Source organism: Marinomonas arctica (assembly GCF_003259225.1).
Taxonomy (GTDB): Bacteria; Pseudomonadota; Gammaproteobacteria; order Pseudomonadales; family Marinomonadaceae; genus Marinomonas; species Marinomonas arctica.
Map to the genome: position 1 here is coordinate 85345 of NZ_QHJF01000017.1, position 26601 is coordinate 111945.

Genomic DNA, 26601 nt, shown 5'->3' on the forward strand with positions numbered 1-26601 from the left:
TTTTAAGTTAAACTCTAGAAAAACGGATATTTTCATTAAATTACTCATAAAGTCTTATCATGCGTAAATTTTTTTTCGCGTTCTTAGTATTATTATTGGTCGGTATTGGACTCAGTTTATTGCTTCCCAAACCGCAGCCCTCCTCGCAATACCTTAGCCAGCAAACAAATTACACAATAAGCCAGGACTCTCTCTTTGCACCGTTGCCCATGACAGAATTTTTACTTATCACTCCACCCCCCAATGACGTGGTTTTCACCCTACGTTTAGGTTTATACAGCCAGTTACAACAAGCCGTGAATGCGGCAGAGTCTATGGACCTATCTAGTAAAGCATTCATCGTAAAGGTCGTGGATAATAATAGAGAGTGGTATTTACTTTTACTTAATCAATACCCAACAGCGGAAAAAGCAGAGCAACAAAAACGAGTACTGGAGAACCAGAAGATATCCGCTACACTTATGCTATTGCCTAAAGATCTTAAGATGTCAAAGAGCTAACCGGAGCGTGATATGAACTATTTGCCACCACTAAGAAACCATCAACAGATGGTGCGTGTTGTCAAAGAAAAGGGCAAGATGAATGCTGTCACGGCGCAGAGCTTCAAATTAGGCAACGCTTTTGGCGATCATCAAACGAGCCATTTCGACTCTTTATTTGGTAATGGTGGTATCTCTCCAACAGAACAACAAATCCGCACCCTAGATGCGATGAATGTCACCAGTAGTTCATTACGTCGACCTAGCCAAACATCCAACGGAGGGCTACTTCCAACCCGTACTGAATCATCCCTTTTTCATAAACTAAACCCTTCAACTCGAGAGTATATGAGTGGCATGAGCGGAGGGCTAACTATGAGCAGAAGTGATGCTGCACCAGGCACGAAACTGAGAACACAATTATCTCCAAATGCTGATAGTAAAACTATTTATCCGAATCGGAACACCCTCCCCCATGCAATGCGCAAGCGAAGCGACCATAGGGAACCTATATCCTATGCTTCCGATCAGCACGCTATACCATCGCACCACATTGTGGCTGACAAACAACAACCCCATAATTCAACTATCCACTCGAATAACAAAGACATTAACTCATAATTAGAACCTTTGGCTGGCATGGTGTTAATGTCATACCAACAGCATTTGGAACCATCCCATTTTGCCCAGTTGGAGACAACATTTTTGTGGCTGGCATTATCGATGTGAAGACTTTAACACTACCAAATAAGTGTCGTGTTGGGCCCATTATCAAACTTGAAACGACTCCCATCGCAATGCCGGCTTCATCGCCATTAGACATGGGCACCATTGTCATTAAATTATGATTGGGCATGGCCATAATAAAAATATTAGGAACATTGGGAATCGCCATCGTTGTCATAGAAATATTGGGATATGGAATCGGTACAACAGCGAGCCCTACAATGGTTTTACACACGTCTGGAAAAGCAAAATTCATCGCTGGCATTTGTGTATTAGCAAACATAATCGTTCCCCTTACCCCATATTTATCCGTTCGGCATCAATACGAACATCTTTTTCAGCAGTTATCACCTGATGCTTTCCATGAACTCTCAATAGCCCTTTGGCAGATAAAGAGTACTGACCTACTTTTTGAAGTAGGTTCTCTGCCTGCTGAATCATAGTATTTGCCACAGACATGACATAGTTCTTACTCATCAATGCCATCTTGTCTAAAGAAATCAATTCTAGATTTTCAAAAGCCGTAAACTTTAGCTCAGGTGCCTGCCAGTGCATTTTTTTATCCGATGAAATCGTTAACGTTTCTATTTCGTTTTTTCGAGACAGCAATTGAGTAATGTAATACTCCTCAGCCATCTCAACAAAACATACCGTATCACCCACACAAGGCTGGATCAGTAAACTAACGGCACAGGTAGCACTATAAACATCATCAATTATCCAAGAGTTAGAAAGCTTATCAAAACGGGTAATTAATCCACCATAAGTCACTTGTATTTCTTTAGGAACAACGTTAGGAAGCGTCTTCGCGCTTAATTTTAAAACATGAGTCATGGTGTTACTCCAAATTTTGCAAGCTTGTCATCAATCGCTTTCTGATTAGCATCTGTGGTTAATAACTGGCTTTTATCTGCCCCCTGCCAACGACAGTCTTTTTCTATGACTTGATGAATCACGGTTCGTAATAAAGTCGAACGGCTAAAATTACATTTGTTAAGATCACTATAAGAGAAGTTGCTATAACTCAAATCTGTACCTGTAAAATCGACCTGATCAGCGGTTAAACTTTTCATCCAAGTTTGTGACATCGGGCAGGATACAAAGGTTGATTGACTTATTTCCGCTTGCTGAAAATTCGCATTACTTAAATCCGCTTTATCAAAAACACAGTTGTTGATTTTACTTTCGATAAACAACGCCTGCTGTAATTTTGACTGACTAAAATCAACATCGGTTAATACACATTTTGAAAAATTAGAACTATAAAGATCCGCTGCAGATAATTGCGTTCCAACAAATAGGCTTTCACTACAAGTGCAATATTTTAGGGTGATTTTTTTGAGATCTTGACCACTAAAGTCACACTCAAGCAACAAGGCTTGGATGAAGCTGCAGTTATTAAGTTGAATGGTCTTAAAATCCGTTTTTAGCCAAACAATATTATAAAAAGTGCAGCTTTCATAAACAGCGTGACTGGATTCCATTTCAGATAATGTCACTGTATCCCACTGACAAGATGTAAAGGTTGCACGGGTGAATACACACTGATGCCATGTGGACGATTTAACACTAATATCCTGCCAGACACATTCACTGAAATCACACTCGCTAAGCGTTGCCATTTCACAAGCACTTTCCCATGACGACCCTTTAAAATCACACTGTATCAAGCTCGATTGATTCAGCTTACATTGGTTTATAAAAGACCGAGTGAAGTCACATTGCGTAAAAACAGCTCGAGTCAGATCGCAATGGTCAAAATGGCTGCCACTAAAATTGCAATTTAAAAATACCGCGCCCTCTAGCACACAACGATCAAACGTCACACCACTTAAATCAACCCCGATGATAGGTTGGCACATGGCGAGTTTTTCTTGAATGATTTGTAATTTATTCATCAGTCACCTTGTTACACCTAGTTAATCGACGGCATGGGGCTTTGTTTCATATCGTCAGTCAAACAGTCATCAAATGCAGCGTCAGTCAGATCATTATTTAAAAATTCGCCACCGCGTAAATCCACAGCAATAAACTGGCATTTTCGTAATGAACTGGCGTTAAAACACACCTCTTTTAGGTCACTGCGATCAAATTTAGCTAACGTCATAATGCAATTATGAAACAGAGCATTCTGATAGTGGCTACTCTCAAGTAGGGCTTCGCCAAAATCGCATTCAATAAATACCGAGCCGTTTCCTTTACTCTGGCTCATATCCAATCCACGAAAACCACATGTTTTCCAAAGACCATTAGAAAAATCAGCTTGCCGAAAATCTCCCTTATTACTGAACTGAACTTTTTCTGCTTTTATACCGGCGAAGTCAGCCCCTTCCGCCTTAGTTTCCAACATCATGCAACGCTCTAACGTTACATTTTGCCAGTTAGCACCTTGCAATTCTGGCTGAAAGAAAATACAGTTTTTTAAACTGGCTTTTTGCCAATCACTCTGAGTAAACTTAGCCTCCATAAAAGTCCCTTTTGCACATTGAATACGATGCAAAACACTCGATTGCATATTGACGTTCACTGCTAATATATGATCTAGCATGGCATCGCTGAAGTCACAGTGATCAAATTCCGCTTTCGTAACATTCGCATGGCTTAAATTGCTATGGTTGAAGCGCGTTTCTTTGCCATAAGTAAGCGCCAAGTTTGCCTTAATCATTGAACAGTTTGTAAAAGTAGCTGAGTTTAATATCGCTGAGGTAAAAACCGCCCCATCAAGACGGCACCCAGCAAAGTTACAAGAGGTTAAATCTGTTTTTTCCAGCATCACATCGCGCAAGTCCAAACCAGAAAAGTCTAAGCCAGATAAATCGGCGCCAGCCAAATCCCTACCCGCCAATGATACAGAGGAAGCCATTAGCTCAATTACCCATTCCCGCATCTGTTGAGCGCCGTTTTCTGGTAATGGTTGAGCTAAAACAGTTACCTCGGGCGCATTTTGGCGAGCCTCTCTGGTACTTTTCGCAGCCGATTGTTCGGCCTGCCGTACCTCTTTTTGTTGCTCGAACGTGAGTGCGTTTTCGGGCGGTAGCGCAGTCATCCACTCTGGAGGCTGATAAGAAGTAAACGCCTCTAAATCCGTTGCCGTAACATACACCCTATTATTTACCCGAGCTTTCATGCTAGAACTGGATTCACACGCCTTATCCTGTTGTTTCGAGTATTTAGCTTGTAGCTGCTTTAACTCGGATAATTGTAATTCCATGTCAGCGTTGGCTTTTTCAGCTGCCATATTGGCGTACGCTATATAGGGTGACAAATCGATATCACCGCTTTCTAAAAGTTCCTGAGGGATAGGACCAGGTTCGTCGACATCTGGTGGTGTTTTTTCTAATGAAGGAAGCTGAATATTTGGATTGTCGGCTTGTATTTTTGCCATCTGTAACTCAGTGATATGATCGATTTTTTGCTGATGTAAACGCTTTGCCTCAGCATGAATGTTGTCATAATGTTGCTGCTGATCTTTCGTTTTCATTGGCATTAGCTGCGACTCATTAAACACATGAGCAAGCGCTGTTTCTGGGTCCGTACGTAAGGCTATTACATCTTGATAATATTCAATCGTTCGCGGGGCATCATTCGCGCCTTCGCAGGCCAACATCAATTTTTTCACATCCAATCCATCGGAATCATTCACTTGAGTGACTCCACGGTAAATGCAGACTCCAAGCTCCAATTCAGGAAAAAACCACACCGTATCTATGGCGGTTGAAATTTCTTTAAACACGTCTACGCCTTTAACGTGCTGACAAATAAAGGCACGCACTTTAATGTTAGGAAGCCTCCCTTCAATCACGTGATAGTCGACGTTCATACCTTTAATCGAATAGGCTGTATCTGGCTGGAAAAAATCTTCTATTTGCTGATCCAACGGGGCACTGTTAAATAATTTAGGATTGGTGTCTTTTGGAAATCCAGAACGGTCGTTTTCAAGCCACTGCTGATTATAGCTACCCTGATAACGAGTACGCTGCGGCCACTGAATACTTAAAGGACCAAAGCCGGCTACGCTACGAACCTCTTTATCCGCCTTTGGACTTTCTTTTTCTAAATAAATATTAGGCAAAGCATAGCTGTCTGTTTCTTTGCTTTTATATTTTTTATCAATGACCCCCTTACCCAAAGGGTTCTGTTCATAACCCACTGCGCCATAAGCGTTCTGATAAATCAACGGCATGTCTGTGAACTTTACCGGTGTACTGACCGAACTGAACAAACCTCCTCCCCAGTACCTATCACCGATTATCTTTAATGACTTTTTAACCTGCCCCAGTGACACAGTCACGGTCATATTGGCGACTGGGATTTTATTTGGAGCAAACGCCCTACCAGCTATTAATAACTCACCATTAGGCTTCGCAAAACCCATATCGAGTAAATCACCATTTTCAAGGTATTTTATGATTCTAGGCCACTGGCTAATTTCAGTAAGCAAGGCGTTGTCTGCGCCAAGCTTAAAAAAACACAATGCTCCTACCGAAAATTGGTGTCCATTAAAACCATAGGCCTTACTAATGAGGCTTAACTTACCAGGCTTAATTATTTGCATAATTATAGTGTCATCGCCATTGTGACCATATTAGCTACTATTCCCTTTTGGACGGCAGCTACTTTTTCTTGTTCTTGAATGATGACATTACCAGTTGCTAACTGAATTTTTACGCCTGCATTATTATCAACAGATATACATAATCCACCTCGAGTTGAAACCGATAAATCTAATCCCATTGTTGAGCTAATCGACGTATTTGCAGACAAGTTGGTTGAAATAGAACTGGATGAACCTATATTGGTGCTTACAGAATTACTCATAGACAGCCTTGTACTCACATCATTAGTGGCTCCAATAAAAGTACTGACTGAGTTGGATGTACCTATGGTCGTATTCATAGAATTACTTAACGATAGCTTTGTACTGACATCATTAGTAGCTCCAATAAAGGTATTTACTGTATTGGATGCACCTATATTAGTGCTTATAGAATTGCTAAGAGACAACTTTGTACTGACATCGTTGGTAGCTCCGATGAATGTATTTACTGAATTAGATGCACCTATATTAGTGCTTATAGAGTTTCCAACAGACAACTTTGTACTAACATCATTCGTTGCCCCCACAAAAGTATTTACAGCATTGGCCGCCGCCACACTTGTTGTTAAGTTATTTCTTGCGCCAATAAAAATATCATTTTGATTCGTCTCTCCAGTCGTTTTACTATTATTATCCGCATTCCCGGTAACGTTAGTATCACTGCTTGAATTGCCATTAACTGTCGTTTTACTGGTAGAATTCCCATTCGTCATCGATGAATTCGTGCTATTACCATTATGAGTATTGGTATTTTTACTATCACCCGTCTGCTCATTAATATTTTCAGAATCTCCATACATAATAGAATGAGAATAAGAGAGACTGGTGATGCTAGAAGGATCTGCTGTCGGTGGTTCGGCGCCCATTCCACTCAAATTAATGGTTTTACCAGTAATATGACTTCGGTTATAACTAGAACCATCTGGTAACGTATTGCAAATATCAATAATCTCCTGATTGGGAATTTTGCCTTTGATGAAGCTCAAGTTATTTTCATCCACCTTATCGGAGAAAGCCCCCTGATAAGACACATTGACACTCTTATTAGATTTAGAAAAGCTTTGCCGCGCATTGTTATAACTGACGCTGTACTCCTGCTCACTATGACTCTCGCTAAAACGACTGCCCTGGGAAACACTGGCACCAGCCAAACCTTGTGCTCCCTTGCCCGTCGTTGAGTAACTAAAAGAACAGCCCATGTCGTAACTCACACCGCCAAAACTAGCCCCTAAGACAGTTGGGTTACTGTAGGCAGTTTGAACGATATTCATCGCTGTTTTTAAATCGGCCTTAGCCTCACTGCCAAAGCGTATACTCATGCTATCACCATAGCTGGTACTACAGCTGCTTCCCCAATTGGTATTAAAGGTCCAACTGTTATTGCGCCAAAAGGCAGGCTGAATGGTTTTCTCTCCGTGAGAAGACACGACCTGCTGAATCTGTGGGATTTCACTTTCATTATCGCCACGCCCCACCAGCACCATAGAATTTACGGCAGGAGCCGTCTGCGATGTACTAGACAGAGCCACCCAATGGCTAATATCTGTTCCCTCGTCCGTGGCAAACTGCACCAAACAACCTATTTGCTTCAGTTTCGTTACCGAATCTCCAGATGATGAGTCACCATACTGGACGGACGTAATTTCGGTTTGAAAGTTATTTTTCTCGAAAAAATAAGGGTTTTTAGGAACCGCACTTTTTAACACTTTAGCTAACACATTGCCTTGATGAGTGTCTTGTATTTCAAAAGGGGTAATAAAGGTTGCCTCAGAGCTCTTTGAATCAGTGCCGTTTGACACCAATGTCGCTTCTAGCGTCCCAGAATAGGGCGTACTTTCCGTCACCTTATGGGTTATTTTTGTGACCACAAAGGTCTTATCATTAAACTGAATAGGCATCAAATTGTCAGCGGTAACAGGCAATTTCCCGTCTTCATCTTGTTCGGTTGTGTCTTTTGGATTTATCGCCATCTGGCTTAAGGTAAAGGTATATCCTGGGCTAAGTAGAGTTGAGGTACTTTCCCCCGTCAAGGTACCTTGTTGAGTCGCTACTTGCTGAGCAATCTGTCGATGTGTTTCTTCAGATTCGCGTTTATCGACGCCATAAGAATAATTCTGATAAAACAGATAATTCGCCTTTGTCGTGTCTGCTGTAGCAGGAAAACTATTAAAACTCGCCACTTCGTTAGTTTCCCAGTTGGCCTGCTGACGAGTTAACACTGTGCCAACCGTCTGCGGCACCATCTGTACCTGATAGGCTAAGTGACAGAATAAATCATTCTGCTGTAAACCAAGTGATTGTGCATCCGTATAACTATAACGTAACGCGAGAGCCCCTTTTTTACAGCCCGGAATGTAGACTTCATTAGGGCTCGTTGTCTGATTAGAAAAAACAAGCGTTAAACCGTTTTCACTATGAATAAAATAGAAATGCACAGCGGCTTTTTTCATGACTCGTTGCAACATAGCAAAATCCGTTTCACCAGCCTGCATCCAATCTTGCACTCTCGTCGCAGTTAAACCAGCGATTTTATAACGTACCGAAAAATGCTTGCCGTAGCGGGATAGCTCGGGGGTAATTAAGGCACCAATAATTTGTTCTAGATTCATTCCCTGATGAACAAAATAGCGATTGCGTAATGTTAAAGGAAACAAGGGAGACTGCATCACCAAGCTATACTCTCCTGGTGCACTTTGACTAACCGAAGATACAATGCCAGAAAAATATCGCGACGGCAGAGGGTCAACACTCGATGTTGCTTGAGCATCAAACATACCATCTCGCTCGCCCATAGCGTTTGGGTAAGATTCAAAACCAATCACTAACTGAGCCCACTGCGCTAATAGATCTCCTCCAACACCCTGTACTAAAGAAAGTGATTGATTCGGACTATAAGACGGTTTTGATAGATTGGCAAAAGAGCGATTGGCATCTTGAGGATTAATGGGCGGCGCATTTCGCTCATTGGCACGCAGACTGATGGTAAAGCTAAAAGGCTGAGAAACCTGTTCCTGCCCCTCTACTGACACTACTCGAAAATAGTCACTATTTAGCTCACCACCAGAAGATTCAGCCACCACACTAAACGATAACGAGGTAGCAAACTGCCGACTGGGTTCTATCGCCATATAATCTAGGGGAAGTTTATTTTCTGTCATACCATCTTCGCTCAACTAATCCATCAAATAAAAAGACACCAACGATCATTTTGGTATCAATGATTTTTTATCCTTCGTCATTCATAATTAAAAGCAGGAATAGTGCCAGATAGTTAACCAGTTGATATTATTAGATTTAATTAAAATCATCGCATGAAAGTGATTAATACTGGGTCGGTAATCACCCATTTTCGGGTGAATTTCATACCCAACATTATGAGTTTCTCACAAAAATAAACGTAAATTATTTTCTTTTAATCATTAAAAATCTGCAAAACGTTTTATAAATCAAATCATTAGTCAAAATATTTATGCCTTTAAATAAAAAAGGCTGTAATGGCATGACCTCTGCTATACATATGCTGGCTACGATTAGTAAACGAAAAGCAATGACTATAAGAAAGAATCCCACTACATCACGTGGGTTTTACTCATCAGAATTTATTTACAAAAGAGGAACCACTATGTCAGATAATATCGCATTCAAAATTCAGCTAGGCATTATGTTACCCAAGTTAAAAAGCACGATTCAAACAAACCTAACCAGCATTATTGAAGACCACATTAATCTAGTTAAAGAAGGCACATTAGAAGGAGAAGAAGCCCCATCGCTTGATGATGTAAAAGTCCTAGTCATGCAAAGCTTAGAAATCTTTCTGGATAACGTCGTACTACCCAGCATCGATGCAAAAATAAACCCAGCGGTGGTGGAAGAAGAGGTCACTATTGAAGAATCCGTAGAAGAAAGTGTTGTAGCCGCACCAGATGAGCCAGAGCCAGAATCAGAACCTGAGTCAGAACACGCATCATAGCAATAAGGTATTCATTATCGATAGGGACAGCAAGCTATCCCTATCGTTTAACCACTAAAAATAAGAGTAACCCGCGGTATCCGATCAAATAAGATGATGCAATAAATAATCTCTGGTGACTTCCAATCTAAAATCAGAACCCATATCGGTGAACAAGGTTAATAATTCATCACGCCATTGCCGTTGAGTTTTATCCGGCCCAAAATAATACAAAAGCTCATTGTCGTAGGGTGCTGCCAGATAAATCGGTAAAGCCGAAAAGCCGATCTTTTCTAGCGCTTTTTGCGAGTGCAGATTGTTGTCATAGACCTTGGCATAGCAAGCTGTCATGCCTTTATGCAGATCGCCAAGTTTGAGCAAAATAGCCACTGCTCGCGGCCCAAAACCATAGCCTTGAAAATCCTCTCCAAGCCAATAATAAAAAAAGCCGATGCCGTTAAAAACCTCTAAGCAAACTGAACCAATAAAGCCCCACTCCTGATGAATGACCGCATAAAGGTAATGATTGTGGTAATGACGACAATTCTGTAACCAAGTTAACCAGTCATCATCATGACTAAAATTCGGTAGATTACATAAATCTGCTACGCTAGCAGCACCCTCACTTTGCTTGCAGTAAACCCAACGATAAGCATCTATATGGTAGGATTCCAATGGCGTTAACATGAGTCCTGCTGCACAATAATCCTGCCACGGAATAGAGCTTTGATTGGCTCGTTCAGCGTGATATTGCACCCAGCGATAACAGCTAAGCAATTCTGCATTTTGATATTGATTGAGCAAGGCACATTTAACGCTTTGCAGCGCTTGAAAAGACTTACCCGACTGAACGCAGGCTTCGGCATTCGCTACAATAATTTTGCTATACTGCTCATTACTTAAACAGTCAGCATCGAGATTTAACAGAGTGTTACTGATCTCATCAACCATCACCCAATCACAGAGCCGCTCAGCAAGATCTAGCATAAGAAGATAATCTGACACTGGATACTTTGCCGTGACGAAATGACGCTCAGATAGTTCAGTATTAGATAACGTGTTTTGGTATACATAATCCCTTAGCTGCAACATCCAATAGAGCCTATCCCCAGCATAAATCGGTTGCCGATGAACATCACGCAACGCCAACACCCAATCCTGCTGACTCGGTTTAGAGCAATGCTCTTCTTCAAGCTTCTCATGGGGCTCAATAGCATTAGACTCTATAACAGGGCTTTGTTTTTGCAGTGCAACCATAATTCCTCTGCCTCATCTATGTTTTACCAACATGACATTTAACTTATACGAGAGAATTAGCAGGATCGATGCCAATAAAGGGGGGGAGCGCTATGGGGCATGTGTACTGGCTTTCAGCTTAGAAGAAGAGTCAAAACGCGGTGGAATTGGGTTATTACCTACCCTGTTACTGGGTGGTTTTTTACGGACTTTCGCCCCAGCAGGAATGATGTGAGAGTAAATAGAAGCACAATAAAGCAGACACACCTCCCAACGTGGCATGCTCTTAGCGACTGCACAGTTTCATTATGAAGAGCTAACCTACAACAAGGCTCTACTCTGGACTATTGACACCTGAGCAATCTACTCTCTTTTTAATTAAAGCTACTCGATTTCTGACAGGGTTATTCATCTTTTGAGTAGTCAACGTAACCTCACCCAATTGATCAAGATCCTCTCTAAGCTTGATCTATAGTGTGGTCTCATCTTAGTTCCTCAATGTCCTTTTAGTCTTGTCTCGTCACTCGTTTTCGATGTGCGATCCTACCATCGTTTAAGAACGACCCTATCAAACCAGCCAGATTCATGCCCATTGCAACATGATCTCCGTGTTTCACCTGTGTATGAACGCTTTACTGTTCTGCATCGTGCCATTGCTCGTCGCAGTTGTCAGCCGTTTATATTGTTCCGTCTTATATCACCTCTTCGCAAGCTGACTTTTCAAATTCTGTTCTATCACCTTATTCAAGTCTATTTCTACCCCGCTGCGCGCCCATTGCAACAGTGTTTAACGTACCCTTGTTCATAAAGCCGCTATAGATTTATGACGGATCATCATGTAATAAGACCAAGACGTCTAAATTAGTCGATACCCTTCAAATGGTAGTTCTTTTGTTCCTCAAATTTTGCTTTTGCAAATTTTTTGTGACTTTCAAGTTTAGGTTGTTTCATCCACTGTTGATTGTGTTTATCCAGACTTGTGGTTGTGACGTCATTAGCATGAACTGTAGTTATGTCATTAGATCTCGTTACAGAAGTTATACGTCCCACGTTAATACTCGTATTCAATGTGCTTTGATTACCCACTAATGTCCTATTTAGATGTTGTTGTTGTGATATTGACCAATCGTCAGCGGCTGTGAACCCTCCATGTTTTTGACCATGGCTATGAAAGTGTTTATTTAGTGACTCTTTACTCATGTGCGACATGGTGTTAGGTATCTTAGTATCACCAGTTTTTATCCATTTCCCGCTCAGCATTTCATAGTGGTAATTTCGTTTTGGTGTGAAGTTTAAGCTGAGTGTACCTGCTTTATTTTCGATCTGTTGTAAACTCTTTTTAGCTGAAAATCGGAGCATGAAATGCCCTCCTGTCATTGTTTTTTTTTTATTTTTCTATATTCATATCGTCTAGAACTTTATGGTTTATCCATTTATCATTTTCTTATTCATGTGGCTTTAGTAGTGATTCACTGTTTTTTGGTATAATGGTGACATTTGTAATCAAGTCAAAAACTCTAACCCTCTAAACCCACCCGATATGCCATCCCAAAAATGGTCTTCGCAAGCTGACTATTCAAACTCTGTTCATTATCCGCACCACTTGCCTTGAAATTGATGGCACGTTTTACACAGCATCGACAGCAATACCTAGAAAAAACCAATCTGTTGATATAAAAATGTGTAGCACAGTATTGGTATCTTGAACCTTAGCAAGTCAGAAGGTACCACTGGTAATACCCGACAACGCTTCTCTTGAATACTCGTTATCAGCAAAATATCCTTGATTTCCTACCACTGCATTTTGTGCGGAAAAATGTGCCACTGGCCTTCTAAACGGGGTAATAGCCATTGCAAAAACATCAAGTCGAGTGACAGGAGTAGTAGAGTTCCAAAGAGCATGATTTTCCTGTGACACAAAATTCCCAACATGTTGTGGTGTCTTGGCTGATTAAGAGACACACTGCTTAGGCGTCCATAATGTTCTTTGATCCTAGAAGATTGACCTATCGTAGCACCAAAAAAACCGGATGCAGCATCTCTGAGCGATTGTATTTTCGGATATTCTTTACTAGACATAACAATTATCCTTCTAGATAAATGATGGTAACTTTTTCAAATTTAGGGGTTATCAAAAGCTATTATCTCTGGTTTATAAGTCTTCAATTATCAACCACCCCTTATTCACCATACGTTATTCGCTTACTCTAGTTTCTTGATCTGACCCAAATTTTGACAACTGATTACTTTGATGCCTTTACGGCACGCTTCTCAGTATCGTCATAACCTGTGGCGCGGGTACGTTCTTCTAAGGCCTTCCGACTATCTACACTCAGTGCTCGATAACGTGTTTCACCGTTAGCACTCACTTTTTGGTGTGATGCTTCGGCTCTTTTTCCTGGACCGTCACTCCAATGCACATGAAATTGTGCCGCACGATCTCGTCCGTGTGACCCCTTCACGGGGTCAGCTGATAATTCATATGACGTCTGTCGTCCTTGAGATCCAGATCCAGTTATGTCCTTGGCAACTATATTAGTATTAGGATCTGCTGGATTGATAGTCTGGTTAATTTTTAGACCGTGCGAAGCTGGGTTTGTCGTGATAACTACGTGGTGTACTGGTTCGGTTCTAGATTCAGATTTTGCCTTTGCAAGGCTGGCGAATTTCTCCGTTCTCTCGCGATCATGGTCATGTTGACCAGTCCGAGCTTCTTCTATATGTTTTTCTTGTGCTTTATCGCGTTTTTTCTTTGCATTTCGATTCATGATTATTTGCCTCTTTGGGCTTCAAATTTGGGGCTCAGATCAAAAACTATTCTCTCTGGGTTATAAGTCTTCAATTATCAACAAATCTTATTCACCATGCGCTATTCATATTCTCTAGTTTCTTGATCTGACACCAATTTTCAAATTGGTTTTTCCCATGTAGCAGTCATTCTTTTTGACGTTGCATGTAGCCCCACGGGATCACCGACAAAAGAAGGAGCTAACGCATTTCGTGCATTCTCATATTGATTCATTTCCGGTGTATACCCTACTCTTTCATAAAAGGGTTGAGCTGTTGGAGCTGTGTTTGAAGTTTGGACTTTTGTTGCTCCGGAACGTGCGGCTAAGGCTTCAACAGCTGTCATTAGCCCAGTACCAACACCGGCTACATGTGCACCAGTTGCTCCTGAAGTATTCGTAAGCGAAGATACAGTAGTGACTCTATTGGTTGCACTGTGGTGATATTGAGCAGAGCCAACTTCGCGTGAACTAAATAACCCTGTGCTAACGTTACCTGTAATGGTTCCACTGAAACTACCAGAACGTGATCGACTAGTTACTTGATTTCTTGTATTCATTCTTATGCTCCATAACGAACCTGAGAGGTACAATATTTGCTAATGAAGGGTCCGAGCAAAAACTCACCCCTCCACGTTATAAGCCTTTCTGTGTTAATTAACCCATTAGGTTCAAAAATTTTACCGTATCTACAGTTTCTTGATCTGACCCTAATTTTCACTTTCATTAGTTTTGCAATAAGATTGCCAATTTAAGAATTCGGCATAAAAAATAAAAACCTTTATTTTTCAATTCACTAAAACCAAAACCGCTCTAACTTTATTCTATTGGCTGGGTTGTTCTTTACCCAATTGGGTTGGATTAATTCCCTCCCTGTCCTTCAATGCCCATAATTTCAAACACGTTGATCTGACCACCTTTTTGTAGAAAAATTTCTCGATACAGTTCTGGTGCACTGAGTTTTCCCCAGTCGCAGGCGGTGTAAATAAGGTAAGGCACCATGGAGTGTGGGTCGTCTTTGATTAGGAAGTCAGCCGCCCTGCGCAGAGATGCAAAAGCGTCATCACGGGTGAGCAGAACACCATTAGACCTTTCTCCATTACCTCCTTCTCCATCACCTCCGCTACCGTTATTATGGCCTGCGCCATTCTCAGACTCCCCATCGCCATTCATATCCGCACCATTATCTTCGCCTATTAGCTGACTACTAAAAGACACACCCCGACGAGTAAGCTCTTGATGTAAAGTGTCGTTTATTTGGTGCAAAACACCTTTGATATCACTAAAGCTTGGACTCGCATCACCACAACAGTCGTCTAACCATTTTTGTAGCCGCTCTAATGATTGCAATGCGTCCTCTAATTGGCTAATAAGAGCCAAAAAATACTCTGTATCGGTAGCGGCCAAACGTTGTTTAAAATCTTGGCTGGTTGGGCCTTTCCAAGGCGATTTGAGTTGATTTTGTTTTTTTAATTTTTCAAAATGTTGGGCATTTTCCCAATCATTCCAGCTCAATTCTTCGCCATCTAGATTCGTTTCAGTCATGGCTAAACTTTTGATAATGGGGGTGAGTTTGTCGTTAATCCAATTAAGAGGGTTGGTTCGAAACTCCAAGTCGCCATCTAGCATTTTTGGGTGCATGTCTGCCCAATAGATTTCGCACATTTGTTGTATTAATAAAGCCGCTGGGGCGATGCCTCCTATACCTTCTAAATGCAAATTCGCTTCAAACAGCCAAATACCTAGCTGTAAATCTTTGCTTTTTTCAGCCAAGGCATTAAGAGCAATATTTTTAACTTGCGACCAGTCGGCTGTTTTAAATTCATAGGTCCAAACCCCCATCGGCAAAGTCGGATCGTCGGCCTTACGAGCTTCTTTAATACTAGAATACACACCATTATGGCGTACCGACGCACCCACCCTTTCCTCTCCTATTGGCGCCATTAATTGGGTGAGCGTATAGCCCATGTGAAATTGCATGTAGGCATCGGGGGAATGGGTAGCCGCTTCGAATCTCATAATGGGTTCCTATTTTAATCCTGTCACTATTCAGTATTTGATCATTGGTTATTTAACTATTAATCATTTAACCCCGGCGCCTGAGTGGGAAAATGGCGCGGTAAAACAATGGCATGCTGCTCACCTTTGTCATCACTAACAAACGCTTGTACCAATAAGTTTGATCGACTGACATACGCGGGTTCTTCGAGATACACTCGCTCACCTTTTACCCCCACAGGGACGTAAAACGACAACATACTCTCATTGTCTAATTCGGCAGAATCGCTAGCGTATAACGTCAGCCACTCAAACAACCCCCATGAACCTCGGCTGACAAAACTTGCGGTTAATGCTTTTGCTGTCCCCAATTGCGTGGGATCAGAATGAATACCGGGTAAGCCAATGGGCAAATAGGCTGAGCCGGTCGCCCAGCGTAAATCCAATTGCATGCGACTGCCGGGTGACCAAATGATAGTGTTATTGCCATTAGGGAAAAGCGCCTGTGTTCGACCACTTTGTAAGACCCATTCAATAATCTGATTACTGCCTTCTGAAGCCTTTAATAAATCACCTTGGGCGTCAAAAGTGACCTGCATGTGAACTTGCCACTGTTTATTCTTGGCTTGCCAAGTTTGAGCGAAGAAATCATCGATCACATTCATCTGCTCGATAAATTCACGCCAAGACGCTGGAATACTGCCGTCTTTTTGGTTTTGTTTATCCAGATCAGCTAAGAGATTTTCTGACTTTTCATGGTAGTCTTTGAGAAACGCCTGCAACGCTTTCGAGTTCAAATCCTGGTTACCGGCTTGGTGTATCTCAGCAAATGGATACCGACCAGCAACCTCTTGGTTGAAGCGTTCAGCTAAATATGTATAGCGTGCAACTAGGGCTTTTTTATCGGCACTGCTACAATGCAAACCAACCTGCTGCTCTATTTGTTCACGACGTTTAGCAAACCAACTTCCAGAACTGTGTGTTGCATCAAAATATTCACTCTGTGGGCATTGGCTATTGGAAATATCGGCCAGTTTTTGAGTGACCAGATCATTCAATAAGACAACCTGATTATTAGGCTCACCACGCTCAAAGCGCCCTAAATCTTGCAAAGTAGCCATCCATATTTGTACTTTAGGATCGCTTAACCCTGTGTCACTGTTTTGCAAGTATTGCAATAATGGCTGAGCATAATTAAACGCAAAATAGCTCATTTTTTGCTGCTGATTGGTCAAATAAAGTTCAGCCTGCTTATCATCCTGAATGTTAAACATTGCCTGAGCAAAATCTGGCTTTTGCCATTGAGGAAAAGGCAAAGGCTGATAGAGTTGATAATCACTCACCAGCCTGTCCAATTGAGTCAGCTGCTGCAAAATGAACTTCTGCACTTGTTGGTTAAGCCTTAAAACATTGCTGGTATCACCAAGTTGTTGAAGAAGTATCTGAATTTGTAACAGGAGCTCTTGAACCTGCTTAAAACTATTCACGGCGTCTGCGACACTTCTTTCACGATAATCAATAAGATCATTGACTGGTTTTGGCGCTTTTATGCGTTGGGCAGGTCGTATCATGGCTGCACTTAATAAGCGCTCTGTGACTTGTTGTAAACGCACATCCAAGGCACTGTTAAATAACGCAGTGTCTCCATGCTCATCAGTGAATTGTTGATAATTCACTAAAACATCAATCAGTTGTTGCAAAGGCGCTTGCTGCCATTGATCAACACCTTCAGATGAATCTATCACTGGAGGATAGCTGTCTTTTACAAAAGACAGCTCTGTAATAGCCTCGACCTTTTCGGCTAATTTTTGCAGCTCAGGTGTTTTTATCAATAGCCCTTTGGGGCCAAACTCAAACAACGCCCCAAAAGGAGCAAAACTTAACTCGGCAAAGCTTTCTCGCACGATTTGATCACACGATTGTGGCGAAAAGCGCTCGGCTAATTGCTCTAATTGACGACTGTCAAAACCATGCACTACCAGTTCTTGGCGTAATGTATTCATTTGTTCGGCAATGCGGCCACAAGGACTAGTGCTGTTCGAGTTTGCAAGCCAATCATTGCTTGTCTTGACGCTCCATTGCCTTAACTTTTTATAATCTTGGATGACCGTAGACGCTGGCAAACGCCGATCTCTCGCCATCCAAACAGTCTGGGCATTGAAAGCTTCTAGTGGTGCTAGGGGAATATTTTCAGCATGTTGCAATAAAGCAATTTGTAGCTCGCCTGTGAGCGTTTCTAAAAATTGCGTACTAAGCTGACGGCTTACTAAGGATTCGTCGTTACGCATCCAACTAGGACTGTACTCGGCTCGACGTACCGCCCCAACAATAAGGTCACTGGCAAAATTAATACTATTGGGTACCGGGTTGTCATACAGATAATTAAGTAACTTAGCTAATGCCGTACTTAACCCGCGATTATTTTTTAATGGACCTGCGAGTGTTTCAAATGACGCTTGCTCGTTTTCAAATTCAATTAAATTTTGCTGGTAATCCTCTAGCTGTTGAGACAATGCCTGATAATTACCCACTGCCAAAGGGGTTTGTGTTGCCAACAGCAGAGCATCAGCTCTTTGCTTTAATCGGCACTCCAGAGCAATAAAAAGGTTTTTTTCGAGCAAATGCTGCGCTACCAATTGCTGTTTTTCTACCTCGATCATGTCCAACCAAGACAACGGCATAGATATCGTCAACAAACGCTCACCAACATCACTCAAACCTTGCATGAGCCTAAAAGTATCGGCGCCTTGAGCACTACAATCTACCAACATAGAATGAAGTTGTTTGAGTTTATCTTGACTAAAAGTATTAAATTGAACGACACGAGTAACATCGAACACAAACAGCAAAGACATTACCAATGCAGTAGCCAAAACCCCAATCTGAAATTGTCGTAACACTTTATTATTAGAAAATCGACGTTTTTCTAATATGGAGCTAAGGTGTTTTTCTGCAAAGATTTTTTGTTGAAAAACATCTTCAATAAAGGCCGTTTTATCGTCTAACTGCCCACAAAAATAAATACCTCTAAGGGGTAAAGCCTCTTGTAAGCTGCTACGAACAAAAGTCGACGCCATCACTTTTGTAAGCGGCTGCTGCAAAGCTGAAAATTGGTGTATGAAGAGCATAAACCTGTCTATGTCGGCTATCTCTTCACCACCGGATGCCACTTGCAGCTGAGTAATTTGTAAAGACGCCAATAATTGCGTAAACGCTTCGTGTATCCACTCGACATTAAATGCGGTTTCTAGGCGATACGGATTTGACCAACCGATCATCTGCTGTTTAACCTTATCATCTTGTGCTTTCCAGAAAGCTGGAAAGCCTTCAATGCGATCACATTGCGTGATAAAGACATAAACAGGCAGCACAAAACCCGTCTTCTTTTGAGTTTTCCAAAGTTGTTGAAACAGCTGTTCGCCAAGCTCTTCTAATGCTGCCGGCGCATCTGGATGCAGTAGAGATTCTGCAGAAATACATAAAATAATCTTATCAAGGGCACGCTCTGGGCGATACCAATTGAGTTGCTCAAGGTTATCATCCAAGGTATCGATTGAAGATTCGATGACCACACCATGGTCAAAAAAATGCCACCCACTAGCCGCGGTTAATAAGCGCTTCTCTCTTGGTAACAATTGTGCTCGCTTACCTTGTTTAATAGATTGCACTAATTGGCTTTTACCGCTCTGTTCCTGACCAATTATAAGCGACCACTCTACTTGATAGCGCCATTCTCGTTGAGTTGTTAAATACTCTATCGCATTCACTGCGCGACGTATTTGAGCCATACCAACGAGCTGGCGATAACTTTTCTTCTTATTTTTTGGTTTTTCTTTTCCTCTAAATTTTTTAATCAACCAAAGCACTGGCATACTAAAAAGATCAACCAGCCATGACATAAGCCGAACCAAAGACTTGGTCAGTAACAGCAACCATTTAGAGCCTTTTTTAATCAACCATAATCCTACCCCAACGACAATGATCACTAATAAGATGAGGCCAATCATTTGCCAAAGAGGATCCTGCCAAATCGGTTTAAGCTGCTCAATCAAAGGGGATAATCGCGCCACAAGACTTTGATACAATCGCTCTACTTGCAGAGTAATACGATCAAATTTTGAAAGAGATTGCTCTATCCAACGTATCATTCCAGTTAGGTCAGTAGCCATTTTTCAAGCCCCTGATTCAATAACAACCACACCACTGCCCCTATTAAAAAATACAGGCTAATACTGTAAACAGTCCAACGATACCAATTCGATAATGGGGCGAGACGCTGCTCATATTGTGACGCCATGCAATGTTCATAAGCTTGAACATGGATATACTGAGCAGCTATAGGTTGATGTTGAGTGATAATTTTAAATAACTTATGGCGATAGACTTCTAATATGGGCTCTTTATCGCGATAACGCCCAGCAAAGCCGAGCCGCAGCGCAAGCAAATATACGGCACACAGCTGTACTTCAAGTTGATCATATTTGCCATGGGCTAAAAGAGTATTTAAATGCCTATAAAAGGTACCACCAGCTGAGCAACTATCATAAAAATGCTCCTCTAATAATACCCGCTGCCAATAATCTCGCCCTGTCCAATCTAATTCAATAATAAATAATTCATCAGCAAGGGCTACCATAGCAAAACAAGCTTGATCTAATAACACTTGCTGCCTTTCAGTCAATTTATCTCGCCAATACAAACGCTTATCACCCAGCCATTGGCTCAGGTGTAAACTAATGGCGGTCGCTATTTCTTCGTCATTAGGCATAGCCTGAAGTTTCAGGATTTTTTTTGCTTCTAAGGCCAACTGATCATGATTAATCCAACGCTTAACCATAGCAATCTGCTGATAAAACTGATTCATCAAATTAACAAGATTGAAGTCTGTTCTGGCCATCGTCATTCACCCTCTTTCATTTTCACATCATGAGGAAGATGCAAAACAATGCGCTTCGGTTGCATTGGTTTTAACTTACCATTGGTACAAGCCACCACTAAGGGTTGTCCGGACTTTACATACAAAGGGTCAACTGAAATATAAAATAATACGTGTCCAGGCAAAGCGGTAATACCTGTCGCCTCATCATATTCAGTTCGCTCAACACTGGCGCCTAAAAGGCGTTTTATAGAAAGCTCTTTGTGTATTTTTCCTGATGCAATTCGACAATCTGTCATCCATTGAACTAAATCGGACTGTGTTTGTTGTTGGCGGGGTTTTAACTCAATAAGTAACTTATTTCGGCTCCATGCTTTATCAAAAGCAATGGAAAATACGCCGTCTTGGCTTTCTTCAAAGACTAAACTTGAGTAACGTAAGTTCACTTCTTCCAATCGCTGTTCGATATACTGAATAGCAAATGCCAACCCACTACCACAATCTAAATGTAGATAAGGTGGTAATTTAGGAGGAATACGACTTGAATCCAACTCGCACATTGAACCAATCAATCGAGCTAATACTTGATACACCATCCAAGGGGAACTAACACCATTATCCACTATCAATTCCAGCTCCGCTAAATGCTGAACCATAGAGCGAATCCACAATCGATGTTGATCACTAACACGGCTCCCCAACAGTTCTTCGCCATTTTCAGAAAAACCAGCCAAAAGTCGTGCTTTTTTACGAATCATAAAAGCCATATTTTGTAAACGAAGTTGAAGGGGGAAGCGCTCCATTCGAGCTTCTTCATAGGCTATAAAATTGTCGGCGTCTATACGTAACATCGGTGGGCAATAGGATGTTACTTGGTATTGTGCACTATCAATTTTACTGATTTCCAAAAGAGGTAAAGCAACGTATTGCTCTCGTACTCGATTGGAAACTTGCAATGACAGGATGGGCTGCAATCGTAAAACCTCAGTCTCCCCATCTCCTGTATTGTCGTCTTTCGCCAGTTCCCCGTCGACGACATTAAAACGCTGAATATCAGAGCTGCTACTTGCGCTACCAGATACGCGAATAGGTACGGTTAGCTGAATCTTTAATGCAACCTGATCGTCAAACTGCACGTCTTTTTTTAAATCAATCTGAATAGGAGCGTGCTCAGTGACGTCATAATTTATTTGAAGACCATCGGGCATAATAGCCCGTAGTTTTTTTAAATAAACCACGCCTTCTAATAACCTTGCCTCGTCAATAGCCATATTTATTATGCCCCAATGATAGGGAATATTTCGCATCAGGCTCTGCAATTGATTCTCCCAATAGATATGATTTTGCTGAAAATGTTGGGGAGATAACAACATTCCTTCATGCCAACAAACAGAAAGAGGCAAACTATCAAATTGGCTCATGGTTTATGTTCCTCAAGCAAATAATTTTGCCTGTTTAAAGTTATTTTCAGCACCTTATATTGAGTAAGGTCTGCTTGGTATTGACCATCTTGGTCAAGATAATTAGCGAAAAGATAAACAGAAACGGCATTAAAATAATTTTTTGGCAAAATCAAAACGTATTCTGCTGTGTATGGCACCACTTCCTGTTCACTGACAACTAACTTTTTCTGATAACGAAGTAATAATCTTTTTTTATTTATGAACCAATCTGGACCGCTTAACGCACTCAACACTTCCGCCGCCTTATCGTTAAAGACGAATACAATATCCAGTGCAACCGGTACATTATTATTACTGTCGACAGAAGACTGTATGTAGACAGACTCTAATAATGTCTTATCAAAATGATAGAAAGGCACAACTTTCGCCATGCCTTTATCAAGACTATTGCCAATGCTTGCAGCCGTCTCACAACCTGACAAAAAAAGTATTGATAACCAAAACACACCATAAAAGGCAATCTTCATGGTATACATTTAAAACACCGTAGCGATTAAAAAACGAATACGTTGCACTCGTTGAGTCCGAGCGATTAGTGCTGATCCGTAACCTAATCGATTCGTAACACCTAATTGAGCACTCAGCAAAGTGGCATTGTTTTCTGCCTGACTGTCTGGCAAACAAATAAATGTAATCAAACAATCCACTCGTCTTTCACTAATCCAAGCCAATAGATCTCGTAATTGATAATGAAAAATACCACCAGGAACTAATTCACTGATGCGCTGCCTAGTCATCGGCCCTAATTCAAGCTCAAATACGGCTTGTTGGTCCCAAACTCTCTTTCCTAAAGCCGCTTCGCTACCTAGACGATGATTTTTTTTACCGAGACGAGAATGATCAGTCGATTGCACACTAAGCCAACGACCAATCAAACTATTCATCTTCACCACAGGCAACGCCAAGACAATTTCAAACAGTTTTCTAACGGTTGACAATGTCATGCGACAGTTCGCCAAATGACCGGATAATGCTAATAAAGTATCGTCATGTTGACCGTGTAAACTTCGCTGCGTTGAATAGTAATGACCACTTAACGCCAATAAAAACTCCCCTATAGTACTTTCACTCGCTTTACTATTAGTGAGGGTATAATTAGTTTGAGCGTGAATAACATAACGCAATGCGTGAATACGATTATTAAAAATATTTATAAAGGCGGCCATTGCCCCCTCCCCGTAATATTTATCTTCACGCATCATATCGGAAAATGGCTCAGCCAACGGTCCGTCTAGTCCAGTCAAGTTATAATAAGAACACTCAATTGTGTGTTTCTTACTTTTCAACCAGTTTGTAGAGCCTGCTTTGTTATTTTTTTCTTTTTGTCTCACTGTCTCTTTTAATAAAGCTGTCTCCATCATGTCTTCAGAAAATAACACTTTTCGTATTTCTCCTGGAGGAAGACTACGTTGCAAGGAAGCCACAAACGTAATTTTTGCTGTCAGGGATTCTAGTACATCGTCTTCACCCACCTTCATACCAAGTAGCAAATGCGCTAGCTGATGAAATGACCAACTAGCATCAGGTTGGGTATAAAGCTGAGCTACAGAATAACCTTTTCGCCAATGCGTGGTTGCCATTGATGCCACACTCCTTCGCGTTGATCACTAATCAATTGCAGCTGTACGAAATGATTCAGTGTTGTATATAAACCGAAAAAATAGCTCAGTACGCTACCCAACAATAACGGGTTAGCATCGGAAAAATAATCTTCATTTATTTCCAATGAGATTTGATTGCCCCGACAATGTCCACGCCACATATCACCACCAATTCGCCTTGTCACCATTTGTGATGACATACTGACTAACCCTTCCAATTGTCTATTATGGGATGGAGACAAGGGATCACAATACAAACGTAGAATTTGTTTTAACAACGCCAAACGCTCATTGCCCGAACCAAGGGCGTCCAAGTTAAGCGACAATTGTGATAATAATTTTATATTGTTTTTACCTACTAAACTGGCACCTTTAAACTTAGTAGGTATGCCTAAAATAGAGGCATTCAACATAGGACCTGAGCCAACTAACTGTAAGTTCTGTCCCTCACGAAGCGCCTCAGGCAAACGTCTATTATTACAAAGTCCTTGAACAATAAGAGTCTGATCGACGGGTTGACTGGGAGAAAAATCTGGATCGTAGATGGATAAAAAAGTGTCACATCCACGCTCTCCTGGTGTTAATAATCCAGATAGCCGCGTAACATAGTATTGATTAACATTACCTTTTCCATTGGGGCCTAACCATGAACTCAGCACTTGACTCCGCCCATTAAAAGAAATGCTTTTCACTTCCGTTATACTGTGTACTTCACCTTGTAAATAATGCCTTTCATCTGCTAAAAGGCGATACTCATGTTGATTATGCTGAAGTTGAATAGGTTTGAATGTTTTTTCATATAGGTTTATTGCAGGAAAGCAATTTAACCTAAAGCAGCGTTTGTGTAGATAAATTGCATTTGCAGATTGTTCTAGTAAAAAAAGTATTTCAAAACTGTTCTGTGCATGACGAAGTACACCACTATGATGCAATTCGGCTATATCTAAAAAATAAAATTTTTCCACAAAAGCAAAATATTCTTGTAATAATCTATAAGCTCGTTGACTACCAGCATCATCAGGTAAGACATTTTGATCATCATCAAAACCTTGCCATTTCAACACTTTCGATAAAGGGCAAGTGTCACTGTCCAATCGAGTCACTTTATCACCGACTCGTACAGCAACGCCTATTAAATCATCATTTAACAGTTTAAAAATTTTCGCTCTTTGCTCAATATCAGCAATATAAAAACGTAAATGTTCAATGGGATAATCTTGTATTGACTCTGTACCTATATTAGAAACAGTTAATGAAATTACCGATTGAAGATCGCGTCCAGGTGAGATATTTAGCTCGTCTAATCCAGAAAATAAATTCTTTGGCAATATCTCTGTTTTAATAACATCCAATGGCCATAATTGTGTGTGATAGCAATTTTCAAATCGGCATTCCACTTTTTCTTTTTGACCACTATTTCCTATACGTGACGCCGTGCCAATAAATTGTCGACCTTTATCGAAACAATAACCATTGATAAAATTAGCACCATCGGCCTCTACGTTCGCTTGTAATACCACCATGCACGGTAAAGAGCGCACCAAATTGGGGTAAAGGCTATGTAATAATTGATTTGGTATCTGGTCTCGCTGTTGCTCTAAATCAGCCCGCAATCGACCCGTCATAAATGCAAAAGACTGAAGCAATTGTTCTACATGCGGATCGTCAGAACGACCAGCACTCAATTTCAATTCTGCGGCAACATCTGGGTAAGTATGGCTGAAGGACTCTACCGATTGGCGTAGATAACGCATTTCTTGTTGAAAAAAGGGATAATTTTGAGACATAAACTTTTTATCCTGTATCTAAAATACGTCCAGCACTCATCAGAAATGCACCGCTAAAAAACACGGAGCCTCCTTCGTTATTGTTTACTTTTCACCCAAAAATAAAACCTTGCTCAAAATGCTCATTTTCTAGCTCTATTTTTAACTGGCAACGGGATCGCTGGTTGCTAATACCTATGTTCAATACCCAAATTTTTTTGATGCGCGGTTCAAATACTTTCAGTACTTGAACAATATCGTTTTGAAACTGAGTGATTTGTCCCTGATTATCCAAGGACTGATCCACTATGGCTGTCAATCCGTTGCGATATATACCTTCCATGGTAGATATCGAACGATGGCTATAGCCATCAACACCCGCATCTAAAAATCCGCCAAAATTTAAAATATATTCTACGTTTTTTATAACAGACTCTTGGGTGCTGATTGCTTGTCCAGCATGAGTAATTTTTTCAAAAAAAGCTTTTGCCATTTTTGACATTACCCTAGCTTGATAGCGCTGCAATAGGACGGTTTTTAGCCACACTCCAAGCCGCTGCCGAGAAACCGCCTTGATTACCAACATTGGCGCCTTGCACCTGATGATGCCAACCTATTTCCGTAAAGTTCAGCTTAAACTGCTCGGTAGGCATGTCATTGGGATGAGATTGAAAGTCAATTTCGCTAATCAATGCGAGACGCAATTCAAAGCGCATAATGATATTAAACTGATCCCCAGAGTTACGTAGTACCCAGATAATCGTCGGTGTACCACCAACCACATCAAGCGTTTTTGCTCTCAGGCAAAAGTCATACATCTTAGGAGACGTCTGATCCACATATTTCACACAAGTAAAATCTGTAATCATAGGACGCCCCGATGTTCGAGCATTATTACTCACATCCGTTGTAATCTGTTGTTTAATGCCTTGATTGATAGACACCAGCTCAACACAATTAGTCCAATCAAATTGTGCACCACCTGCATTCGCTTTTAATTCGCTCCATGCCGGTCCATCACCCTCGCCAGCAGCACCGTCTATAAGCGAGCCGACACCCGTCGCATCAGTATTGGTTCCATTAAAATTGGGAACCCCAAATTGCAATAGTATTAAATCCATAAT

Annotated in this window: 23 protein-coding genes and 1 pseudogene; 4 read left to right on the plus strand and 20 right to left on the minus strand. The window is 41.2% G+C overall.

Annotated elements, in window-relative coordinates; all coding sequences use genetic code 11:
* The first annotated feature begins 59 nt into the window (after positions 1-59).
* Both DK187_RS11970 and DK187_RS11975 read left to right on the plus strand, forming a co-directional pair.
* Positions 60-500: an SPOR domain-containing protein gene (locus DK187_RS11970; protein WP_111607580.1), complete on the plus strand. Its 441-nt coding sequence runs from the start codon at positions 60-62 to the stop codon at positions 498-500.
* Between the two features lie 12 nt (positions 501-512).
* A complete protein-coding gene (locus DK187_RS11975; RefSeq protein WP_111607581.1) occupies positions 513-1100 on the plus strand; it encodes a hypothetical protein in 588 nt (195 codons plus the stop codon).
* Here the strand turns inward: DK187_RS11975 and DK187_RS11980 are convergent.
* The 6 genes and pseudogenes from DK187_RS11980 to DK187_RS12000 form a co-directional block, all read right to left on the minus strand.
* Positions 1090-1488 (minus strand): DUF4150 domain-containing protein, encoded by a 399-nt coding sequence (locus DK187_RS11980; RefSeq protein WP_111607582.1) that lies wholly within the window; start codon positions 1486-1488, stop codon positions 1090-1092. The genes DK187_RS11975 and DK187_RS11980 overlap by 11 nt on opposite strands.
* Before the next feature lie 11 nt (positions 1489-1499).
* On the minus strand, positions 1500-2039 hold the full coding sequence (locus DK187_RS11985) for a DUF3540 domain-containing protein (RefSeq protein WP_111607583.1): 540 nt from the start codon (positions 2037-2039) through the stop codon (positions 1500-1502).
* Entirely contained in the window at positions 2036-2827 is a 792-nt protein-coding gene (locus DK187_RS11990; protein ID WP_420870151.1) for a pentapeptide repeat-containing protein, read from the minus strand. The genes DK187_RS11985 and DK187_RS11990 overlap by 4 nt, the downstream gene beginning before the upstream one ends.
* A 33-nt stretch (positions 2828-2860) precedes the next feature.
* A pseudogene (locus DK187_RS21575) lies at positions 2861-3103 on the minus strand (pentapeptide repeat-containing protein); the annotation flags it as partial.
* A 17-nt stretch (positions 3104-3120) separates the two neighbouring features.
* The gene (locus tag DK187_RS11995; RefSeq protein WP_111607585.1) at positions 3121-5760 is read right to left on the minus strand and encodes a DUF2169 family type VI secretion system accessory protein; all 2640 of its coding nucleotides are present in this window, start codon (positions 5758-5760) and stop codon (positions 3121-3123) included.
* Between the two features lie 2 nt (positions 5761-5762).
* Positions 5763-8960: a contractile injection system protein, VgrG/Pvc8 family gene (locus tag DK187_RS12000; protein WP_162623507.1), complete on the minus strand. Its 3198-nt coding sequence runs from the start codon at positions 8958-8960 to the stop codon at positions 5763-5765.
* Positions 8961-9424: 464 nt separating this feature from the next.
* Here DK187_RS12000 and DK187_RS12005 point away from each other — a divergent pair, with 464 nt between their 5' ends.
* Positions 9425-9772 carry a hypothetical protein gene (locus DK187_RS12005; protein ID WP_111607587.1) on the plus strand — a complete coding sequence of 116 codons (348 nt, stop codon included), beginning with the start codon at positions 9425-9427 and terminating at the stop codon, positions 9770-9772.
* A gap of 84 nt (positions 9773-9856) precedes the next feature.
* Here DK187_RS12005 and DK187_RS12010 read toward each other — a convergent pair whose 3' ends face one another.
* The gene (locus DK187_RS12010; RefSeq protein ID WP_111607588.1) at positions 9857-11008 is read right to left on the minus strand and encodes a GNAT family N-acetyltransferase; all 1152 of its coding nucleotides are present in this window, start codon (positions 11006-11008) and stop codon (positions 9857-9859) included.
* 31 nt (positions 11009-11039) lie between these two features.
* Here DK187_RS12010 and DK187_RS21095 point away from each other — a divergent pair, with 31 nt between their 5' ends.
* Positions 11040-11222, plus strand: a complete 183-nt coding sequence (locus DK187_RS21095) for a hypothetical protein (RefSeq protein ID WP_162623508.1) — start codon at positions 11040-11042, stop codon at positions 11220-11222.
* A 626-nt stretch (positions 11223-11848) separates the two neighbouring features.
* Here DK187_RS21095 and DK187_RS12015 read toward each other — a convergent pair.
* The 13 genes from DK187_RS12015 to DK187_RS12075 form a co-directional block, all read right to left on the minus strand.
* A complete protein-coding gene (locus DK187_RS12015) occupies positions 11849-12346 on the minus strand; it encodes a hypothetical protein (RefSeq protein ID WP_111607589.1) in 498 nt (165 codons plus the stop codon).
* Between the two features lie 432 nt (positions 12347-12778).
* The gene (locus DK187_RS12020) at positions 12779-13066 is read right to left on the minus strand and encodes a hypothetical protein (protein WP_111607590.1); all 288 of its coding nucleotides are present in this window, start codon (positions 13064-13066) and stop codon (positions 12779-12781) included.
* Between the two features lie 164 nt (positions 13067-13230).
* Positions 13231-13755, minus strand: a complete 525-nt coding sequence (locus DK187_RS12025; RefSeq protein WP_111607591.1) for a hypothetical protein — start codon at positions 13753-13755, stop codon at positions 13231-13233.
* 140 nt (positions 13756-13895) lie between these two features.
* Positions 13896-14333, minus strand: a complete 438-nt coding sequence (locus DK187_RS12030; protein WP_111607592.1) for a GNAT family N-acetyltransferase — start codon at positions 14331-14333, stop codon at positions 13896-13898.
* A 301-nt stretch (positions 14334-14634) separates the two neighbouring features.
* The gene (tssA, locus tag DK187_RS12035; RefSeq protein ID WP_111607593.1) at positions 14635-15792 is read right to left on the minus strand and encodes a type VI secretion system protein TssA; all 1158 of its coding nucleotides are present in this window, start codon (positions 15790-15792) and stop codon (positions 14635-14637) included.
* A 59-nt stretch (positions 15793-15851) separates the two neighbouring features.
* A complete protein-coding gene (locus DK187_RS12040; protein WP_111607594.1) occupies positions 15852-19940 on the minus strand; it encodes a type VI secretion system protein in 4089 nt (1362 codons plus the stop codon).
* On the minus strand, positions 19925-20674 hold the full coding sequence (locus DK187_RS12045; protein ID WP_111607595.1) for a DotU family type IV/VI secretion system protein: 750 nt from the start codon (positions 20672-20674) through the stop codon (positions 19925-19927). Before DK187_RS12045 ends, DK187_RS12040 begins: the two co-directional genes overlap by 16 nt.
* Entirely contained in the window at positions 20671-22068 is a 1398-nt protein-coding gene (gene tssK / locus DK187_RS12050; RefSeq protein WP_111607596.1) for a type VI secretion system baseplate subunit TssK, read from the minus strand. The genes DK187_RS12045 and tssK overlap by 4 nt, the downstream gene beginning before the upstream one ends.
* Positions 22065-22577, minus strand: a complete 513-nt coding sequence (locus tag DK187_RS12055) for a hypothetical protein (protein WP_162623509.1) — start codon at positions 22575-22577, stop codon at positions 22065-22067. Before DK187_RS12055 ends, tssK begins: the two co-directional genes overlap by 4 nt.
* Before the next feature lie 9 nt (positions 22578-22586).
* Positions 22587-23690 (minus strand): type VI secretion system baseplate subunit TssG, encoded by a 1104-nt coding sequence (locus tag DK187_RS12060; protein WP_111607598.1) that lies wholly within the window; start codon positions 23688-23690, stop codon positions 22587-22589.
* Positions 23654-25498 carry a type VI secretion system baseplate subunit TssF gene (gene tssF, locus DK187_RS12065; protein ID WP_111607599.1) on the minus strand — a complete coding sequence of 615 codons (1845 nt, stop codon included), beginning with the start codon at positions 25496-25498 and terminating at the stop codon, positions 23654-23656. The genes DK187_RS12060 and tssF overlap by 37 nt, the downstream gene beginning before the upstream one ends.
* Before the next feature lie 91 nt (positions 25499-25589).
* Positions 25590-25970 carry a hypothetical protein gene (locus DK187_RS12070; RefSeq protein ID WP_111607600.1) on the minus strand — a complete coding sequence of 127 codons (381 nt, stop codon included), beginning with the start codon at positions 25968-25970 and terminating at the stop codon, positions 25590-25592.
* 13 nt (positions 25971-25983) lie between these two features.
* Positions 25984-26598: a type VI secretion system tube protein Hcp gene (locus tag DK187_RS12075; protein ID WP_111607601.1), complete on the minus strand. Its 615-nt coding sequence runs from the start codon at positions 26596-26598 to the stop codon at positions 25984-25986.
* Between the last annotated feature and the right edge of the window lie 3 nt (positions 26599-26601).